Origin of the sequence: Paenibacillus tundrae (assembly GCF_036884255.1) — a bacterium.
Classification (GTDB): domain Bacteria; phylum Bacillota; class Bacilli; order Paenibacillales; family Paenibacillaceae; genus Paenibacillus.
This window is the reverse complement of record NZ_CP145605.1, coordinates 4,506,873-4,526,872: the sequence shown is the minus strand read 5'-3', so window position 1 is coordinate 4,526,872 and position 20,000 is coordinate 4,506,873. Positions and strand designations below refer to the sequence as shown.

15 protein-coding genes are annotated in these 20,000 nt (G+C 45.4%); all 15 read left to right on the top strand.

The window, feature by feature from the left end; translation table 11 throughout:
• Positions 1–145: 145 nt before the first annotated feature.
• The 15 genes from V6W81_RS20330 to spoVE all read left to right on the top strand — a co-directional run bounded on the left by V6W81_RS20330 (position 146) and on the right by spoVE (position 19,996).
• Positions 146–1,078: an ABC transporter permease gene (locus V6W81_RS20330; protein WP_128102863.1), complete on the top strand. Its 933-nt coding sequence runs from the start codon at positions 146–148 to the stop codon at positions 1,076–1,078.
• 47 nt (positions 1,079–1,125) lie between these two features.
• The gene (locus V6W81_RS20325; RefSeq protein WP_430701366.1) at positions 1,126–2,007 is read left to right on the top strand and encodes an ABC transporter permease; all 882 of its coding nucleotides are present in this window, start codon (positions 1,126–1,128) and stop codon (positions 2,005–2,007) included.
• Between the two features lie 18 nt (positions 2,008–2,025).
• Positions 2,026–3,795 carry an ABC transporter ATP-binding protein gene (locus V6W81_RS20320; RefSeq protein ID WP_056696122.1) on the top strand — a complete coding sequence of 590 codons (1,770 nt, stop codon included), beginning with the start codon at positions 2,026–2,028 and terminating at the stop codon, positions 3,793–3,795.
• Positions 3,796–3,943: 148 nt separating this feature from the next.
• Positions 3,944–5,575, top strand: a complete 1,632-nt coding sequence (gene bshC / locus V6W81_RS20315) for a bacillithiol biosynthesis cysteine-adding enzyme BshC (protein WP_338540183.1) — start codon at positions 3,944–3,946, stop codon at positions 5,573–5,575.
• Between the two features lie 43 nt (positions 5,576–5,618).
• Positions 5,619–6,884 carry an adenosylhomocysteinase gene (locus V6W81_RS20310; protein ID WP_056696126.1) on the top strand — a complete coding sequence of 422 codons (1,266 nt, stop codon included), beginning with the start codon at positions 5,619–5,621 and terminating at the stop codon, positions 6,882–6,884.
• Positions 6,885–7,158: 274 nt separating this feature from the next.
• A complete protein-coding gene (gene mraZ, locus V6W81_RS20305) occupies positions 7,159–7,596 on the top strand; it encodes a division/cell wall cluster transcriptional repressor MraZ (protein ID WP_145045895.1) in 438 nt (145 codons plus the stop codon).
• Positions 7,597–7,614: 18 nt separating this feature from the next.
• Positions 7,615–8,565, top strand: a complete 951-nt coding sequence (gene rsmH / locus V6W81_RS20300; protein ID WP_338540182.1) for a 16S rRNA (cytosine(1402)-N(4))-methyltransferase RsmH — start codon at positions 7,615–7,617, stop codon at positions 8,563–8,565.
• A gap of 28 nt (positions 8,566–8,593) precedes the next feature.
• On the top strand, positions 8,594–9,001 hold the full coding sequence (locus V6W81_RS20295) for a hypothetical protein (protein WP_145045621.1): 408 nt from the start codon (positions 8,594–8,596) through the stop codon (positions 8,999–9,001).
• A 16-nt stretch (positions 9,002–9,017) separates the two neighbouring features.
• Positions 9,018–11,348, top strand: coding sequence for a penicillin-binding transpeptidase domain-containing protein (locus V6W81_RS20290; protein ID WP_338540181.1), 2,331 nt, complete (start codon positions 9,018–9,020; stop codon positions 11,346–11,348).
• 106 nt (positions 11,349–11,454) lie between these two features.
• On the top strand, positions 11,455–13,419 hold the full coding sequence (locus V6W81_RS20285) for a stage V sporulation protein D (protein WP_056696136.1): 1,965 nt from the start codon (positions 11,455–11,457) through the stop codon (positions 13,417–13,419).
• 124 nt (positions 13,420–13,543) lie between these two features.
• Positions 13,544–15,031, top strand: a complete 1,488-nt coding sequence (locus tag V6W81_RS20280) for a UDP-N-acetylmuramoyl-L-alanyl-D-glutamate--2,6-diaminopimelate ligase (RefSeq protein WP_338540180.1) — start codon at positions 13,544–13,546, stop codon at positions 15,029–15,031.
• Entirely contained in the window at positions 15,031–16,434 is a 1,404-nt protein-coding gene (locus V6W81_RS20275) for a UDP-N-acetylmuramoyl-tripeptide--D-alanyl-D-alanine ligase (RefSeq protein ID WP_338544035.1), read from the top strand. The genes V6W81_RS20280 and V6W81_RS20275 overlap by 1 nt, the downstream gene beginning before the upstream one ends.
• A gap of 22 nt (positions 16,435–16,456) precedes the next feature.
• The gene (gene mraY / locus V6W81_RS20270) at positions 16,457–17,425 is read left to right on the top strand and encodes a phospho-N-acetylmuramoyl-pentapeptide-transferase (RefSeq protein ID WP_056696140.1); all 969 of its coding nucleotides are present in this window, start codon (positions 16,457–16,459) and stop codon (positions 17,423–17,425) included.
• A gap of 3 nt (positions 17,426–17,428) precedes the next feature.
• Positions 17,429–18,850, top strand: a complete 1,422-nt coding sequence (murD, locus tag V6W81_RS20265; protein ID WP_338540179.1) for a UDP-N-acetylmuramoyl-L-alanine--D-glutamate ligase — start codon at positions 17,429–17,431, stop codon at positions 18,848–18,850.
• Positions 18,851–18,898: 48 nt separating this feature from the next.
• Entirely contained in the window at positions 18,899–19,996 is a 1,098-nt protein-coding gene (gene spoVE / locus V6W81_RS20260) for a stage V sporulation protein E (RefSeq protein ID WP_145045601.1), read from the top strand.
• Positions 19,997–20,000 lie beyond the last annotated feature (4 nt).

Below are 20,000 nucleotides of genomic sequence, written 5' to 3'. Positions count from 1 at the left end.
ATTCCATATATATCCCGATTTTTTTGTATGTGAACTGATTTTCCTTATAATTCTTGAAATTTCCGATAAATGGATTGGACTTTATTGTTGTCTAATTCTACAATCGATTTGTATACAAAATATTGTTTTTGGAGGTGTGCAAGGGTTGGTTAAGTACGTGCTGAAAAAACTGCTATTTATGCTGCTATCGCTTTTCATACTCGCATCAGCAACCTTCTTCCTAATGAAGGCCATTCCGGGTGACCCTTTTACATCCGAGAAAAAAGTAACGCCTGAAATTCGGGCACTACTAGAAGTGAAGTATGGATTAGACAAGCCTATGTTTGTTCAATATCTGAAGTACATGGGTGGAATTATTCAAGGGGATTTCGGGGTTTCTATGAAATACCTGAACCAAGAAGTAACCGACATGATTACTCAAACGTTTACAGCGTCACTTAAACTGGGTGTCTTCGCAATTATTATCTCCGTTATAGTGGGTGTACTGCTTGGTCTGATCGCAGCAGTGTATCACCGTAAACTCATTGATGATGTCACGATGGTGCTTGCTGTTATCGGGATCGCGGTACCAAGCTTCTTGTTAGCGTCCCTATTGCAATACATTTTTGCATCCAAACTCGGATGGTTTAACGTAATGGGCTTCGACGGACCACTCGACTATGTGCTCCCGGTTGCAGCTCTATCTGCATCTCCGATCGCCTTTATCGCTCGTTTGACGCGTTCAAGCATGCTGGAAGTACTTCATGCTGACTATATCAAAACAGCGAAAGCTAAAGGTCTGAAATGGCCTGCAATTATGTTCAGACATGTTGTACGTAATGGTATTCTTCCTGTTGTGACTTATGTTGGTCCAATGACAGCAAATATTATTACAGGTTCCGTAGTTATTGAACAAATCTTTAACATTGGTGGTATTGGTAAAGTATTCGTAGAAAGTATCACAAACCGTGATTACACAATGATCATGGGGATTACGATCTTCTACGGTATTCTCCTGATGTTGGCACGTTTCTTCACAGATATTGCTTACGTGCTAATTGATCCTAGAATTAAGCTGGAAAGCCGGAAGGGGGCATAACGTTGTCTGGCACGAACAATAAAAAAAATGAAACGGCTAACACTGACCTGAACAGTCAGGCAGCGGTTAAGCCGCAAGAAAGCATATCTCTTTTTAAAGATGCTATGTATAGACTTGCAGCGAACAAAGCCGCAATGATCAGTCTAGGTGTCTTAATTCTTGTCGTGATTTTCTCTATAATCGGTCCAACTTCATTGTTTACTCAGTACAATTACTATTCCAACGATCTGATCAATTCTAACTCACCACCAAGTGCGGAACACTGGTTCGGAACGGACGAGCTTGGTCGTGATGTATGGGTAAGAACATGGGTCGGTGCACGTGTATCCCTTACTGTAGGTTTGGCCGCAGCTTTGATTGACCTTATTATCGGTGTTATTTATGGGGCAATCATGGGCTTCTACGGTGGACGTGTAGATGGAATTATGAACAAGTTTTCCGAAATTCTTTACTCTTTGCCTTACATGCTCGTAGTAATCTTGTTGTTGGTTGTATTGGAACCAAGTTTGACTACCATTATCATTGCACTCACCATTACGGGCTGGATCAGTATGTCATGGATTGTCCGTGGAGAGATTATGCAACTCAAAAACAGAGACTTTATTCTCGCGGCACGTTCGATGGGTGCAAGCACAACTCGTCAATTGTTCCGTCATTTGCTGCCTAACGCAATCGGTCCAATTCTCGTAACATTGACATTGTCCATTCCAAATGCAATCTTTGCTGAAGCTTTCTTGAGCTTCCTCGGACTAGGTGTATCTGCACCGAGATCTTCACTAGGTTCAATGATCAATGATGCCTTGACAGGTTGGACACTGTTTCCATGGCGGATGTGGTTCCCAGCAGGTTTGATGGTTATCACAATGCTAGCATTTAACTTGCTCGGTGACGGTCTGCGTGATGCACTCGATCCGAAATTACGTAAATAGAAATAGGAGGTGGGATTAATGGAGCCGATTTTAACAGTCAAAGATTTGAGCGTGTCCTTTACGACACGTTCTGGAGAATTTGATGCCGTTAAAAATGTAAGTTTTGAACTTGGCAAAGGAGAGACGTTGGGGATCGTTGGTGAATCGGGTAGTGGTAAGAGTGTTACCGCCCAAACGATCATGAAGTTGATTCCCTCCCCGCCTTCGAAGGTCAAAAGTGGAGAAATTACTTTTCACGGGCAAAGCCTGTTAAATAAAACAGACAAACAAATGGAAGCCATTCGTGGTAAAGATATCGGTATGATCTTCCAAGATCCAATGACTTCATTGAATCCTACAATTAAAATAGGTAAACAGATCACTGAAGTTCTGCGTAAGCACCAGAATATGTCCAAGAAAGAAGCAGAAAAACGCGCCCTGGAAATGTTGGAGCTCGTGGGAATCAAAAATGCGGCTATTCGCATGAATCATTATCCACACCAATTCTCTGGTGGTATGCGTCAACGTGCGATGATCGCGATCGCGCTGGCGTGCCGTCCATCTCTTCTTATCGCGGATGAGCCAACAACAGCACTCGACGTAACGATTCAGGCGCAGATTCTGGACGTTATGAAGGATATGCAACAAAAGCTCGGAACATCGATCATGCTGATTACCCATGACCTTGGTGTAGTTGCTGGTATGTGTGACCGTGTCGTAGTTATGAAGGAAGGCGAAGTGGTTGAGACAGGAACAACTGCCGAAATCTTTAGCAATCCTCAACATCCATACACGATCAAGTTGTTGAACGCTCTACCACGCTTGGATGAGCCTAAGAAAGAAAAACCTGCACCGGCTGGTATTATCAAAGGTGCCAACAAGCCGCTAGTTCAAGTGAAGAACTTGAAACAATACTTCAATTTGGGTAAAGGTAACATTCTTAAGGCGGTTAATGATGTTAGCTTTGATATTTTTGAAGGCGAAACACTTGGTGTTGTAGGCGAATCTGGTTGTGGTAAATCTACAACAGGTCGTACTATTCTGCGCCTTTATGAACCAACTGGCGGAAGTGTTAACTTTAACGGAACAGATATCTACAAGCTGTCTCCGCGTAAGATGAAAGAAATGCGTAAAGATATGCAGATGATCTTCCAAGATCCATATGCATCCTTGAACCCTCGTTTTAACGTTATGGATATTATCGGTGAATCCCTAGATATCCACGGTTTGGCTTCCAGCCGGGCTGAGCGTAAAAAACGGGTTGAAGAGCTGCTTGATCTGGTAGGCTTGAATCCTAGCCATGCGCTTCGTTACCCACATGAATTCTCTGGTGGTCAAAGACAACGGATCGGGATTGCCCGTGCCTTGGCTGTAGACCCTAAATTCATCATCTGTGACGAGCCATTGTCTGCATTGGATGTATCGATCCAAGCACAAGTCGTTAAACTGTTGGAAGAGCTCCAACAACGTCTTGGCTTGACATATCTCTTTATTGCGCATGACTTGTCCATGGTTAAACATATCAGTGACCGCGTAGCGGTTATGTATATGGGTAAAGTGGTTGAGCTTGCTGAAAGTGAAGAGCTATATGCTAATCCGATCCATCCATACACGAAAACGTTGCTGTCAGCAATTCCGGTACCTGATCCGGAAGTTGAAGCAAACAAACGTCGTATTTTGTTGCCGGATGAGCAAGCTGGCCCAATCCAGAATGCAGGTAGTGGCCCTGTAAACGATCCTTATAACCTGGAAAATGCTCAATTAATTGAAGTTTCCAAAGGTCATTGGGTTTCAGAGCCTTACGTATAAACCAATTGTAACTGGACTTATCTATGTATCTTAAACCGTCGACTTGTTCGGCGGTTTTTTTGTAGTTTTTGTGACTTTCTTTTGACGAAGAGGCATTGGATTCGGTACAATCAAGAAAGGCTTTGAAGCAGAATAGGAGGCAGACCTCATGAAAGGTGTTACAGAGGCGCTCCGCAGCGGATCACGGCTTGCAGAAGACTACATCTGTTCACGTGATGCTGCGCGTGGCCTTTATGAGTATGACATTCACTGGGAATCTGAACTGGACAGACGTGCCGAATGGCTCGACCAATCGGAAGACACACGTATTAACCGTCAGGACTTAGTAGAATATCTACGTATATATAATAAGCGATTAAACCCTGATGATGCTGTGCAACGATCACTCGATCGTTTAGCTGACGAGAATGCGCTGGTAGTCACAGGGGGTCAACAGAGTGGATTGTTGACAGGACCCTTGTTCGTTATTTACAAAGCAGCCAGTGTAGTAGCAGCTGCGCGTGAAGCTGAGACTAGATTACAGCGCCCGGTTGTACCCGTCTTCTGGATTGCGGGAGAAGATCATGACTGGGATGAGGTTAACCACACCTATTTACCGGATACCCAAGGCGATATCGTGAAGCTGAAGCTGCATGGACGCTTTGAGGGGCGTGATTCGGTCAGTAACGTGAAGGTTGACACAGAACAGTGGATGACTTCAATTGAGCAGGTAGAGCATCTATTACCTGACACGGTACATAAACCGAACTTAATGAAACTGCTGGTTGATATCCATAACTCAAGTTCCAATCTTAGTGATGCTTTTGCTCGATTGATTGCTGCGTTGTTTGGCAAAAGTGGACTTATCCTGATGGATGCTGCTTCGCCGGATCTTCGCCAATTAGAGCAACCCGTTTTTGAACGGATCATTCGTGAAAATGATATATTGCGTGAGGCTTATCTTCACGGAGCTTCATTAGTGAAAGAAGCAGGCTACGACATGCCAGCAGAAGTTGCAGATGACGGTGCCAACTTGTTTTACATTCATGGAGGAGCACGCCTGTTGTTGCTTTTGAAGGACGGTCTATACACGGATCGGAAAGGTCTGGTTTCCTTCTCAGAAGAACGCTTGTTACAAGAGCTGGCAGAACATCCCGAGAGATTCAGTAATAACGTACTCACTCGTCCGTTAATGCAGGATTCAATCCTGCCTGTTATCGCTGTTATTTTGGGGCAAGGTGAGATCTCCTATTGGGGTTTGACACGCACTGCATTTACACAGTTTGGTCTTCAGATGCCCATTCTGTTACCACGTTTGTCATTTACCATCCTTGAGGATGTTCATCAGAAACATATGAATCAGTACGGGCTTTCTTTCCAAGATGTGCAGTACCATCTCGAAGAAAAACGTGATCAGTGGCTTGCTGGTCAAGAGACATTTCAGGTAGAAGAACAATTCAGCCAGGCTAGTCAGGCGATTGCTGATATCTATCGTCCTTTGATTGAGCAAATTACGGCAATTCATCCCGGTCTAGATCGAATCTGTGATACGAATTTAAGAAAGATCAACGAACAAATTCAGTATCTGCAAAACCAGACGAACAAAGCGATTTCACTTAAACATCAGGTGGGGCTTAGTCATTGGAATGGCATACAAAATGCTCTTTTCCCAATGAATAAACCACAAGAACGCGTGCACAATGCGCTCTATTATCTGAATCGCTTCGGAACCGAATGGATTGAAGAATTGATTCAAGATCACCGTGAATTCCGTGGGCAACATCAAGTGATCAGACTGTAATGCTCTTTATAATAGAAGGAATACAATCTAAGGAGGATCTGTAATGACAACACCCGCGCTGCAAAATAGTATCGTGAAAGATATGGGGCTTGCTCCAGAAGGACATTTGAAAATTGATTGGGTCGAGGCGCACATGCCTGTCTTAAACCGGATTCGCCGTCAATTTGAGCAGGATCTTCCATTCAAAGGACTCAAAGTTGCGATCTGCCTTCACCTTGAAGCCAAAACGGCTTATCTTGCTAAAGTGATTCAGGCTGGTGGGGCAGAAGTGACGATTACCCACAGTAACCCATTGTCCACGCAGGATGATGTGTGTGCCGCGCTTGTTGAAGATGGCGTAACGGTATATGCAAAATACAATCCAGAACCTGCCGAGTTCAAACAGCTTCAACTTCGCGCTCTTGAAGTGAAGCCTGATCTCATCATTGATGATGGTGGCGACTTTGCTACGATTATTGCCTCAGAACGTCCTGACCTGGCTGCAACGATTCGTGGTGGTGCAGAGGAAACGACAACAGGTATTATTCGTCTGAAAGCATTGGCGAAAGAAGGCCAATTGCAATTCCCGATGGTTGCAGTTAATGACGCTTATTGCAAATACTTGTTCGATAACCGCTATGGCACGGGTCAGTCTGCATTTGATGGAATTATCCGTACGACCAACCTGGTCGTTGCAGGGAAGAACGTCGTTGTTGCAGGTTATGGCTGGTGTGGAAAAGGTGTAGCTATGCGTGCCAAAGGGCTCGGAGCGAATGTTATCGTAACCGAGATTGACCCAATCAAAGCGGTAGAGGCGCACATGGATGGATTCCGTGTGATGACGATGGTGGAAGCAGCGAAGATCGGTGATTTCTTCATCGCAGTTACAGGAAACAAAGACGTAATTACAGGTGAGCATTATGATGTAATGAAAGATGGTGCAATCCTAAGTAATGCAGGTCACTTTGATGTCGAAGTGAATAAGCCTGAGCTTGCTAAACGTTCCGAGTCTATTCGCACAGTTCGTCGTAACATTGAAGAATATCGCTTCAAAGATGGACGTAAGATGTACTTGTTAGCTGAAGGTCGTCTTGTGAACTTGGGGGCGGCTGATGGCCATCCGGCTGAGATCATGGATACAACGTTTGCACTTCAAGCGCTCGGTTTGCGCTATGTGAGTGAGAACTATGCAAGTCTTGGCAAAAACGTGGTCAATGTACCGTATGAAATCGATCAACAAGTGGCTAGCTATAAGCTTGAGAGCCTTGATATTACGATTGATTCACTCTCCGCGGAGCAAGAAAAATACCTGGACAGCTGGAAATTCTAAACGATTCCCAGTAATTACAAGCTGAATAACTGATTCAAACGGTCTACAATAGTGTATTGATGATATGGCTCATAATCGGGTAAATATTCATTTGCCCGTAGAAGGAAACGTCTTTGATCCTGAGTTGCAGGGTCAGAGGCGTTTTTTTTACTTGCTAAAATGAAAAAAAATCAAGCAAGTAAGAAGGGTTTTGATTTTTTAGTGCGAATCTATTATGCTTAGGTGGTGGAAAGTGGGGCGAAGTGGGAGAAACGGGTGAGGAGTGAGTGGGCCAATGTTTATGGGGGAGTTCCAACATAGCATTGATGATAAAGGGCGGGTTATTATCCCTGCCAAATTCCGCGAATCTCTAGGGCCGTCTTTCGTTGTCACACGGGGGTTGGATCAATGTCTTTTCGTGTACCCTATGGAAGAGTGGGGGGTCATGGAACAGAAACTCAAAGCACTACCTTTAATGAAGTCAGATGCGCGTGCATTTACTCGATTTTTTTTCTCTGGTGCGACTGAATGTGATTTGGACAAACAGGGTAGGGTAAATTTGCCGGGTAATCTAAGGGAATATGCCAAACTAGACAAGGATTGTGTTGTACTTGGCGTATCGAACCGGGTAGAGATCTGGAGTAAAGACATCTGGGAGAATTATTTTAATCAATCAGAAGAAGTATTCAACGACATTGCCGAAAAGCTAGTCGATTTTAATTTTGATTTATAAAGTCAGGAGGGGTGCAGGTTGTTTCACCACATAACCGTACTCAAAGAAGAGGCAACAGAGGGATTAAACATCAAGCAGGACGGTATATACGTGGACTGCACTTTAGGCGGTGGCGGACATAGTTCCGTAATTGCTTCCAAGCTTGGTCCAGGGGGACGTCTGATCGCACTGGATCAGGATGATTGGGCTTTGGATAATGCACGTGAGAAGTTAGCTGCTTATGGAGACCGTATAACATTGGTCAAAACCAACTTCCGTGATTTGGAACAAGTCCTAAAGGAACTGGACATTCCACAGAAGGATGGTGTACCACAGGTCGATGGCATTTTGTACGATTTAGGTGTATCCTCACCGCAGTTTGATGAAGGAGAACGTGGATTTAGTTACAATCATGATGCTCCACTCGATATGAGAATGGATCAGGATGCATTTTTGACTGCCAAAGAAATCATAAATGAGTGGCCAGAGAATGAAATTGCTCAGATCCTATATCGTTATGGTGAAGAGAAGTTCTCAAGAAGAATCGCACGTGTCATTGTAGATAAGCGAAGTCAATCGCCTATTGAAACGACAGGTGAGCTTGTCGAGTTAATCAAGGAAGGGATCCCTGCGGCGGCTCGTCGTACCGGTGGGCACCCTGCTAAGAGAAGTTTTCAGGCTCTACGAATTGCAGTTAACGATGAGTTAGGTGCATTTGAGGAAGGCTTGCATCAGGCCGTTCGATGCCTGGCACCAGGTGGACGCGTATCTGTCATAACCTTTCACTCGCTTGAAGATCGGATATGCAAACAGATTTTTAGCAGTTATCTGGAGAAGTGTACATGCCCTCCCGATTTCCCTTTATGCGTGTGTGGCGGTAAGGGAACGTTGCGTTTAGTCAACAGGAAGCCTATGATTCCTACGGAATCAGAACTAGCTGAAAATTCCCGTGCACGCTCAGCCAAACTGCGCGTAGCAGAGAAATTGTAAACTTAAAGAGTGAAGGAGGAGCCTATGCATGGCATATACACGTGGTAATCTGGCTGTAAAAGAAAAAGCGTCTCAACAGCGTGTGACCCAGCAACGATACAAGGAAACTACCAAAGTAGTGACGCGTCGTACCGGACTTCCCGCACGTGAAAAATTTCTATACTTACTCACTTTGGTGGCAGTAATCGTTGTAGGCGGCGTAATGATGTCACGTTACGCTCAGATCTATGATCTGAACAAACAAGCACAATCAACGTTATCCGAGGTTAGAGAAGCTGAGAAAACGATTGCTGATTTACAAGTGGAACGTGAGAAATTAAACAATTTGGTAATCGAACATGCACGTGAACTTGGTTACGTTGAAGCGACGGACAAAAACGTTATTTATGTACCACGTTCAACTAACGCGGGGTCTTCTTCGGATACAGCAAAGTAAGTAAAGAGGTGTACCGATGGTAAAAAGAATAAAAATGCGCACGCTACTTATAGGGGGATGTATTACCCTCTTTTTTCTTGTACTAGTGATTCGAATCTTCTTTATTCAAATTGTGAACAAAGACTTCTGGACAGAAGAAGCTTCCGGATTGATTGAGCGTGAACAGACGATTAAAGCCAGTCGAGGTTCAATAACAGATCGAAACGGAAATATACTGGCAACGGATGCGCCTGCATACACCGTATCTGTAAACCCTCTGCTAATTAATGAGCTAGGTATTGAGGATGAAGTTACAAGTAGACTTTCTTCTATACTAGGTAAAAATGAAAGTGAAATGCGTGCGATCGTTACAGCGAAAAAACCAGATAATGGCGGATTCTACGCCCAACGTGAAGTGCGCAGTGAGGGGTACAAGATTGGACCTGACCTCCAAGCGAAAGTGAATGAGTTTCGGGAAGAGTTGCAGGAAAAGTACAAGGCACGAAATGCTATTGTAATGACACAGGAATCGAAGCGTTACTATCCAGAAGAGACACTTGCTTCGCATCTGCTAGGTTATATGAATCGTGATGGAAAAGCGGTTAACGGACTCGAAGTGTCTTATGATGATGTATTGACAGGCACGGATGGGCATTTGAATTACCAAAAGGATGCCAAAGGCATTAAACTGCCAGGATCTCAGGATACGTATCTGCCACCACAGAATGGTAAAACGTTAAAACTTACGATTGATGATACGATTCAATATTATATTGAAGATGCCATGAAAGAAGCTGTGGCTAAATACAATCCGCTAAGTATGACTGTCATTGCAGCAGATCCTAATACTATGGAAATCTTAGGTATGGCGAACTGGCCAACCTTTAACCCGAATACGTATGGTGAGACGCCGGATCAGAAAAACTTTATTAACCATGCGACACAGTCAATCTATGAACCAGGTTCCACGTTTAAGATTGTCACTTTAGCAGGCGCAGTTGAAGAGAAGTTATTCGATCCGAATGCGACCTTTGAATCGAAACGGGTTTATATTGGCGGTTATCCGATCAGTGATAATGGTCATGCATATGGCTGGATTTCGTATTTGGAGGGTGTAAAACGTTCAAGTAACATTGCGTTTGTTAACCTCGGTTATAATATGCTGGGTGGTGATCGGTTACGTCACTATATTGACCAGTTTGGCTTCGGTAAGAAGACAGGCATTGATCTTCCAAGCGAGTCGGCTTCACCAATTAAACCACTGGTGTATAAGTCAGAGATTGCAACGGCTGCTTATGGTCATGGTCTCGTGCAAGTTACACCGATCCAACAGGTGGCAGCTATTTCAGCGATTGCCAACGGCGGGAAGCTACTGACACCTCATTTGGTTAAAGAAATCATTAATCCGAATGATGGGACGACAGAGGTTATTAAACCGAAGGAAGTTCGCCAGGTTATTTCTAAAGAGTCTTCCAAACTTGTGAGTGGTTATTTAGAACAGGTTGTGGCTGACCAAACAATTGGTACAGGGAAAAATGCCTATATTGAAGGATATCGAGTAGCTGGAAAAACAGGTACAGCCAGAAAATGGGATGGCAAGGAATATAGCAAATCAAAGGATGTCGTTTCCTTCATTGGATTCGCACCTGTGAACAATCCCAAAATCGCGATGTTGGTTCTTATCGACCAACCAAGCGGTGCTAACATTGGAGGCGGAACTGCCGCCGCTCCGGTATTTAAGAAAATTGTTAGCCAAACTCTTCAATACTGGGGAATTCCCAAAGAAACAGTTTCAACGGGGAACAGTAAAACTAAAGTTGCTCCTGTCATTCAATCCAAGGCTCCTGATCTGATTGGCAAAACAGCGAAGCAAGCTAGAAGTCAATTGCTGAATGCAGGTATTGCCTATGAAACATTAGGCCAAGGTGAGAATGTAATACGTCAGTATCCAGCTGCTGGGTCTTTAATGAATCCTGGACAACGCATCTACCTGCTGACGGAAGAAAGCAGTAAGATGAAGATTCCGGATCTGAAGGGTTCCTCTCTCCGGGATGCACTTGAAGTTCTCTCTTTAATTAAAGTAGGTGTAACCGTTAAGGGAGAAGGCTTTGTGGTGAAACAGACGGAGCAGATATCAGGTGAGCAGCGTACGGTTCAATTGGTACTTCAACCGGCCAAGGCGGCTGTCACGGGTATTGCAGATGATGCTCCTGATTCTTCGGACGCGGCAGTCGATAAGAATGCCGAAGATTCAAAATCAGATGCTACTGGGCAGGGCGAAGAGGCGGATCAGTCCAATCAGAATGATGCATCTTCAAGTGAATCCGAATCGTCCGAAGGTAAACAGGTGGACAGTTCACTTCCATAACACGCGATAGCATTTAAAATAGAGCTTGTTCTAACCCCTGGTTGTCCCGAATATTCATGAATGTAAGGAAAGTCATGATTTTGGGACGAGTGGGGGGATCTTTTTCGTGAAGGGATCAAGTGTAAATTTACGGCGCAGGCTGTTATGGAGTTTAGTTGTTTTAATCTTTTTGTTTTCGGCTCTGGTTATACGGCTGGCATATGTACAACTCGGAAAGGGGCCAGAATTGTCGGCTAAGGCGGAGGAATCGTGGCGTCGGAATATTCCATATTCGGCAAAACGGGGAGAGATTCTGGATCGGAATGGAACCTCACTTGCTTATAATGTGACGAGCCCGACCATTATGGCTATTCCTGCCCAGGTGAAGGAAGCAGAGGTCACCGCAAAAGCACTTGCTCCACTGCTAGGCATGACGGAAGAGAAAGTGCTGGCAACCATCAAGAAAAGAGAACTTATTGTCAGACTACAGCCCGGCGGCCGCAAAATTACGATGGATAAAGCTCAACGCATCCGTGATTTGAAGCTTCCGGGTATCGTTGTTGCAGAAGACAATAAACGCTTTTATCCTTATGGGGATCTGGCTGCTCATATTCTTGGGTTTACTGGGATCGATAATCAAGGTTTAACTGGGGTAGAGAAAAAGTATGATGATAAGCTCAATGGCTTGAACGGCAGCGTGTCCTACTTGTCCGATGCGGCCGGAAGGCTAATGCCGGGCTCATCTGAGAAGTATGTGGAACCGAGGGATGGGCTGAATCTGGAATTGACGATTGATAAATCCATTCAGTCAATCATGGAGCGAGAGTTAGATCAGGCGATGGTCAAGTTTCAAGCAAACTCCGCACTTGCCATAGCGATGAATCCCAAAACAGGTGAAGTGTTAGGGATGGCAAGTAGACCAGGATATGAGCCTGCTGACTATCAACAGTATCCTGCCGAGATTTATAACCGCAATCTGCCAATCTGGATGACATATGAACCAGGTTCAACGTTTAAGATCATCACATTAGCAGCAGCGCTGGAAGAGAAGAAAGTGAATCTGCAGCAGGATCAGTTTTTTGATCCAGGCTATGTAGAGGTTGGCGGTGCAAGGTTACGCTGTTGGAAAAAGGGCGGGCATGGGAGTCAGACATTCTTACAGGTTGTCGAGAACTCTTGTAACCCGGGATTCGTAGCTTTGGGTCAAAAGTTAGGGAAGGAATCACTCTTCTCGTATATTAAAAACTTTGGATTCGGAACCAAAACGGGCATCGATCTTAGTGGTGAAGCGAGTGGTATTCTATTCAAGCTCTCACGCGTAGGGCCTGTAGAGCTGGCAACCACTGCATTTGGTCAAGGTGTATCTGTGACGCCGATCCAGCAAGTTGCAGCCGTGTCTGCTGCAATTAATGGCGGTAAGCTCTACAAGCCTTATGTTACGAAGGCGTGGGTTCATCCCGAGACAGGTGAAGTGATAGAGGAAGCTAAGCCAGAGCTAGTACGACAAGTCATCTCGGAGAACACGTCCAAACAAGTGCGTGAAGCATTGGAGAGTGTTGTGGCAAAAGGTACCGGCCGACCAGCTTTTATTGATGGCTATCGTGTAGGTGGTAAAACAGGAACGGCACAGAAGGTTATAAATGGTCGTTATTCTTCGAGTGAACATATTGTATCATTCATTGGCTTCGCCCCAGCTGATGACCCACAGATTGTTGTGTACACTGCGGTAGATAATCCTAAGGGGATCCAATTTGGTGGTGTCGTCGCGGCGCCGATCGTACAGAATATTTTGGAGGATGCCCTTCACTATATGAAGGTTCCTGTACGTAAGGATCAAGTGGCCAAAGAATATAAATATGGTGAAACTAAAATCGTGACCGTACCTGATCTAACAGGCGCGACCGTTGAAGACTTGTATGAGGATCTGAATATGAACTTCATGCTCGCAAAGTCCGGCAGCGGGAAATATGTGATTAATCAAGCACCCAAGCCTGGAGCACGTGTTGATCAAGGTTCAACTATACGAATATATATGGGCGATGTCCTCAACGATGCCCATAATCATTCAGCAGAAGAAGGTCAGGAGCCTTGAGTCTTAATCAAGGCCTGACCGCAACAAAATGGATCGAGATGCGTTTCATTAATTGGTTATAATGACGATAGTATAATAAAGACATATACAGAAGTAGTAAACTTTGAGAAGTGAGGTTATCCATGTGCTCTTAAAACAACTTGCATCAAAACTTATAACTGCTCGTCTGAATGGTGAACCCAATACAGAGTGCTTAAACTTGCAGACAGATTCTCGTCAGGTACAACCGGGAGATCTGTTTATCTGTCTTCCGGGACATACCGTGGATGGGCATGAATATGCAGAGAAAGCTGTACAGGCAGGAGCTGTAGCTCTAGTTGTGGAACGTCTACTCGATCTACCCGTGCCACAGCTTCTTGTGAGAGATAGCCGAGTAGCGATGGCTGTGCTTGCTGATTTCTTTTTTGACTCACCAAGTCAAAAGATGAATATGATTGGAGTAACAGGAACGAATGGTAAAACAACGACCACGTACTTGATCGAAAAAATCATGAGCGACTATGGGCAAAATACAGGTTTGATCGGTACGATCCAAATGCGTTATGCCGGCCGTACTTATCCAATGTCAGGCACAACACCTGAAGCACTTGATTTGCAGCGGAGTTTGAATGATATGGTACAATCGGGTACGCAGTGCTGCGTCATGGAGGTTTCTTCTCATGCTCTTGAACAGGGTCGTGTAAAAGGAACGGAATTCCGCACAGCGGTGTTTACCAATTTGACACAGGATCATCTAGATTACCATCATTCCATGGAAGAATATCGCGCAGCGAAAGGGTTGTTCTTTGCCCGCCTAGGCAATGGTTATGCCGAAGAAGCTTCCAAACGGAAATTTGCGGTCATTAACGCGGATGATCCGGCAGCGGCTTATTTCATTTCTGTTACGGCGGCTGAAGTGATTACATATGGTATGGGCGACAATGCAGACGTACGTGCATCCCAAATTTCGATTACTTCTCAGGGTACAGCATTCCATGTGGATACATTTGCAGGCAGCACGGACATTTCGCTACGTATGGTTGGTAAATTCAATGTGTATAATGCCATGGCTGCAATTGCTGCAGCACTCATTGAGGGCATTCCTCTTGAAGAAATCAAACGTAGCCTGGAGACTGTGCCAGGGGTAGATGGACGTGTAGAGGCAGTTGATGAGGGACAACCGTTTGCAGTCATTGTAGACTACGCACATACACCGGATGGACTGGAGAATGTATTAAGAACCGTCAAAGAATTTGCTGAAGGACGTGTAATCTGCGTATTTGGCTGTGGTGGCGACCGGGACCGTACGAAACGGCCGTTGATGGGTAAAATTGCTGCTAAATACAGCGACATCGTTTTGGTCACTTCTGATAATCCACGGACAGAAGATCCTGACCTGATTCTTAAAGACATTGAGCAAGGGCTGATTGAGGAATCCGTTCCTGCGGATCGCTATGTTATGATTGTTGATCGACGTCAGGCTATTCATGAGGCTATTGAAATGGCAAGCCCAGCCGATGTAGTATTGATTGCGGGCAAGGGACATGAAACCTATCAGATTATCGGCACAACCAAAACCGACTTTGATGATCGAATCGTAGCCAAAGAAGCGATAAGGGGCAAATCCAATTGATAAAAAGAACATTGGCACAATTGGCGGAGATGTGCGGAGGAACGTTGTGTGACGCTACCGCATATGGTGAGACGCTTGTAGAAGGCGTATATACAGACTCACGTAAGCGAGCGGTCGGTAGCTTGTTTATTCCGCTTGTGGGTGAGAGGTTTGACGGGCACGAATTTGTGCCAACCTGTTTAGAGACAGGAGCTTCAGCTGCGCTATGGCAAAAGGATCATGGGACTGCTCCTCAAGGAGCGATCATCCTTGTTGAAGACACGCTACTCGCACTACAGGCGCTTGCTTCAGCTTATCTGAACGAGAGTCGTGCATCCGTTGTAGGCATTACCGGCAGTAATGGTAAAACCACAACAAAAGATATTGTGGATGCGGTTCTGTCTACGACGTACAAAGTACACAAAACGCAAGGTAACTTTAATAATCATATCGGTTTGCCACTGACCGTTCTTTCCATGAACGAGGACACCGAAATTATTATTTTGGAAATGGGCATGAGTGGACGGGGAGAAATTGAGGTACTATCCAAAATCGCCCAGCCTGATGTGGCAATCATTACGAATATCGGAGAATCTCATCTTCTTCAGTTGGGATCTCGTTTGGAGATTGCTAGAGCCAAAGTTGAAATTGCAGCAGGTATGAAGCCAAGCGGTGTGTTGATCTACAACGGAGACGAGCCGTTAATCGCTCAAGTGCTGGCTGAACCATCAACGATAAAGCCAAATAACATGCAGCGAGTTACATTTGGACTTCAAACCGATAACGATGATTATCCAACAGGCATCATGAATGCTCCGAGTGGCGTTGTGTTTACGAGTAAACAATCGGCAGAAGCAGCCTATACGCTTCCACTGCTAGGTACTCATAATGTAGTGAATTGTCTGGCAGCTCTTGCTGTCGCGCGTCACTTCGAAGTGAAATCGGAGCAGATTGCTGAGGGGTTATCTCGATTAAAGCTCACAGGTATGCGTATTGAAGTCCTCCAGTCCTCCAGTGGGCTCACGATACTTAACGATGCTTATAATGCCAGTCCAACCTCGATGAAAGCAGCGGTGGACGTTCTTGAGAGTTTACGAGGATATCGTTTCAAAGTCGCTGTACTAGGAGATATGCTTGAACTAGGACCACAAGAGAAAGAGCTCCACTATGGCATTGGGGCGTATGTGACTCCAGATAAGATGGATATGGTACTGACATATGGCTCGCTTGCTGCAAGTATCGCTGAAGGGGCTAAGCAGCATATGCCGGCGGAAGCCGTTCTAGCTTTTGATAATAAAGAGGAACTGACCCGTTACCTTATGGAGAAGCTCCAGCCAAAAGATGTTGTCTTGTTCAAAGCTTCCCGGGGGATGAAACTTGAGGACGTGGTCGAAGCACTAAAAATAGCACCATTACAGAAATGAAGTAGACTAGAGGGGTGAACCCATGGATTTCCAGGTATTACTGTTAACAATCGGCGTTTCATTTATTCTGGCGGTGATTGCCGCACCGCTCCTGATTCCATTGCTGCGTCGTATGAAATTCGGGCAGCAGGTAAGGGAGGATGGCCCACAGAGCCATCTCAAAAAAAGCGGAACACCTACAATGGGCGGAGTCGTGATTTTGCTCGCGTTCACATTGGCATTTTTGAAATTTTCAGCAGTTAAGAATACAGACTTTTATGTCCTGCTTGTAGCTACACTGGGCTTTGGTCTGATTGGATTCTTAGATGATTACATCAAAATCGTATTTAAACGTTCGCTTGGACTGACAGCTAGACAAAAAATGCTTGGTCAGTTGTTCTTCAGTGCAGTGATGTGTTACTTGTTAATTCAAAATGGACACAGCACGGCGATCTCTATCCCAGGGACATCGGTTTCCTTCGATTGGACCGGATGGTTCTATTATCCGTTTGTAGTGTTCATGATGCTGGCGATCACCAATGCGGTTAACTTTACCGATGGACTAGACGGGTTGTTATCCGGAATTAGCGCCATAGCTTTCGGAGCATTCGCCATTGTTGCAATGCAAGCCACTTCAATGCCTGCTGCGGTGTGTGCGGCTGCGATGATTGGTGCTGTACTTGGTTTTCTTGTATACAACGCACATCCTGCTAAAGTATTTATGGGAGATACCGGTTCTCTTGGGATCGGTGGAGCCATTGGTGCAGTAGCTATTGTAACCAAGACAGAACTGCTTTTCGTCATTATCGGCGGTGTGTTCGTGATTGAGATTCTATCTGTTGTTATTCAGGTGATATCTTTCAAGACACGAGGCAAACGTGTGTTCAAAATGAGTCCCATTCATCACCACTTTGAATTAAGTGGATGGTCTGAATGGAGAGTTGTAATTACCTTTTGGGCGGTAGGCGCAATTCTGGCCGCTCTTGGACTTTATCTCAACAAGGGGTTGTAGATCATGAACCATCCTGAATCGTATCGCGGACAACAAGTTGTAGTACTAGGACTTGCCAAGAGTGGTGTGCAGGTAGCTAAAGTACTGCATCACGTTGGGGCAATCGTCACAGTGAATGATAAAAAAGAAAGACAACAGTGTCCCGAAGCATCCGAATTGGAGGCTTTGGGAATTTCTGTTGTATGCGGAGGGCATCCGGACGATCTGATTCACAGCGAGGTGAAGCTAGTGGTCAAGAATCCTGGGATTCCTTATCAAGCTCCACCAGTTCAGCAAGCACTGAATTTAGGTATTGAGGTCGTGACAGAAGTTGAGGTTGCCTATCACTTGTGTGCTGCTCCGATGATTGGAATTACAGGCTCCAATGGGAAAACCACCACGACAACATGGGTAGGCAAGATGCTTCAGCATGCAGGCTTGCAGCCTATCGTTGCTGGCAATATCGGAACCCCGCTTTCCGAGGCAGCGCAACAAGCCACTGCCGATAATTGGATGGTCGTGGAGCTCAGTAGCTTCCAACTCAAAGGTACCACCGATTTCCGTCCACGGATTGCTAGTCTACTCAATGTAGCCGAGACTCACCTGGACTACCATGGGGATATGGATGATTATGTGGCTTCCAAAGCCAAATTGTTCTCCAATCAGCAATCGGATGATATCGCCATTCTGAACTGGGATGATCCGGTATGTCGCGGACTTGTACCCTACATCAAGAGCAAACTGCTGCCGTTCTCCATGACCGAGACGCTAGAAGTAGGTGTATATGCTGAACCTCCTTATGTGGATGGCGAAGAGGATGATGTGAAGCGTCAAGTGATCTATGCGGATGAGCAAGGTAATCGTCATGTGATTGTTGATGTGGAGAACATTGGTATTCCCGGCAGATTCAATGTAGAGAACGCACTGGCAGCTGTAGCTATAGCGGTATCCGCTGGAGCCGATCCTGCTATGCTTGCAGCTCCTCTTACGGAGTTCAAGGGAGTGGAACATCGACTGGAATATGTATTGCAGCATGACGGTGCTACATACTTCAATAACTCCAAAGCAACCAATTCCAAAGCTACGGTTATGGCGCTGAATTCTTTCAAAGAGCCCGTTGTACTTATAGCAGGTGGACTGGATCGGGGTTCAGATATGATGGAGCTCTTACCATTGTTCCAGGAACGAGTAAAGGCAGTTGTTGCACTCGGTGAGAATCGTGCAAAAATCGCTCATGTAGCTGAGCTAGCTGGGTTAAAGCAAATTAAGGTCGTCGATAATGAGGAGGACGCTGCCAAGACGTTAACCGCTGCAGTGCAGGAAGCATCTAAGCTTGCGGCTCCAGGTGATGTAGTTCTTTTATCACCAGCATGCGCAAGTTGGGACATGTTTGCATCCTATGAAGAGCGGGGACGCATTTTTAAAGAGGCGGCGCATAACTTGTAAGTAGGGGGGTGGAAAAGCCCCTACTTCCATGCAAGGGGTGGCCTCCTGATGAAACAGTCGCGACCGGCGCCAGATCTCTGGCTCCTGATTTGTATTATGGCATTGCTTGCCATCGGCATTATTATGGTATACAGTGCAGGTTCGGTGCTTGCTTTCCACGACTATGGGGATTCGTTTTACTTTGCCAAAAGACAACTGCTGTTCGCAGGACTTGGACTTGCCGCTATGTTTGTAACGGCAAATGTGGATTACCGTGTTTGGAGGAAGTATGCGAAGCCGATTTTGATTGCCTGTTTTATTATGCTGATTGCTGTACTGATTCCGGGCATTGGTGTTGTCCGCGGTGGAGCGCGGAGCTGGCTTGGCATTGGTTCGTTTGGTATTCAGCCTTCCGAATTTATGAAGCTAGGCATGATATTGTTTTTGGCACACTGGCTTAGTAAAGACCCTGGGAAAATCAAGACCTTCACCACCGGTTTGTTACCACCACTTGGATTGATGGGGTTGGCATTTGGCATTATTATGCTGCAGCCCGATTTGGGGACAGGCACAGTTATGATGGGGGCATCCATGTTGATTGTGTTTACGGCAGGTGCACGCATGAAACATTTAATGTTCCTCGCTTTGGGTGGTGTGGCTGGATTTGCGGCATTGATCGCGGCGGCACCTTACCGTTTGAAACGGATTACAGCCTTTCTAGATCCATGGTCTGACCCACTGGGCGCAGGTTATCAGATTATTCAATCGTTATATGCGATTGGGCCAGGAGGACTCGCGGGTCTTGGATTAGGTATGAGCCGTCAGAAGTATAGCTATGTGCCTGAGCCACAAACGGACTTTATTTTTTCTATTTTGGCCGAGGAGTTAGGCTTTATCGGTGGATTAATCGTTTTGCTTTTATTTCTAGTATTAGTCTGGAGAGGTATGCGTGTAGCAATGACTGTTCCTGATGCCTTTGGCAGCTTGCTCGGTGTAGGGATTGTAGGTATGGTTGCTGTTCAGGTGATCATTAACATCGGGGTTGTTATTGGGCTCATGCCTGTTACAGGGATTACACTACCGTTAATCAGTTATGGTGGGTCGTCTCTAACGCTTATGCTTACTGCTCTAGGTATTTTATTAAACTTATCCCGTTATGCGAGGTGAATAC

Excerpts from the sequence above, each read along its gene's own strand:
- V6W81_RS20320 (WP_056696122.1), top strand. The coding sequence starts at position 2,026 with ATGGAGCCGATTTTAACAGTCAAAGATTTGAGCGTGTCCTTTACGACA.
- mraY (WP_056696140.1), top strand. The coding sequence starts at position 16,457 with ATGGATTTCCAGGTATTACTGTTAACAATCGGCGTTTCATTTATTCTG.
- V6W81_RS20310 (WP_056696126.1), top strand. The coding sequence starts at position 5,619 with ATGACAACACCCGCGCTGCAAAATAGTATCGTGAAAGATATGGGGCTT.
- mraZ (WP_145045895.1), top strand. The coding sequence starts at position 7,159 with ATGTTTATGGGGGAGTTCCAACATAGCATTGATGATAAAGGGCGGGTT.
- V6W81_RS20295 (WP_145045621.1), top strand. The coding sequence starts at position 8,594 with ATGGCATATACACGTGGTAATCTGGCTGTAAAAGAAAAAGCGTCTCAA.
- V6W81_RS20290 (WP_338540181.1), top strand. The coding sequence starts at position 9,018 with ATGGTAAAAAGAATAAAAATGCGCACGCTACTTATAGGGGGATGTATT.
- murD (WP_338540179.1), top strand. The coding sequence starts at position 17,429 with ATGAACCATCCTGAATCGTATCGCGGACAACAAGTTGTAGTACTAGGA.
- bshC (WP_338540183.1), top strand. The coding sequence starts at position 3,944 with ATGAAAGGTGTTACAGAGGCGCTCCGCAGCGGATCACGGCTTGCAGAA.
- spoVE (WP_145045601.1), top strand. The coding sequence starts at position 18,899 with ATGAAACAGTCGCGACCGGCGCCAGATCTCTGGCTCCTGATTTGTATT.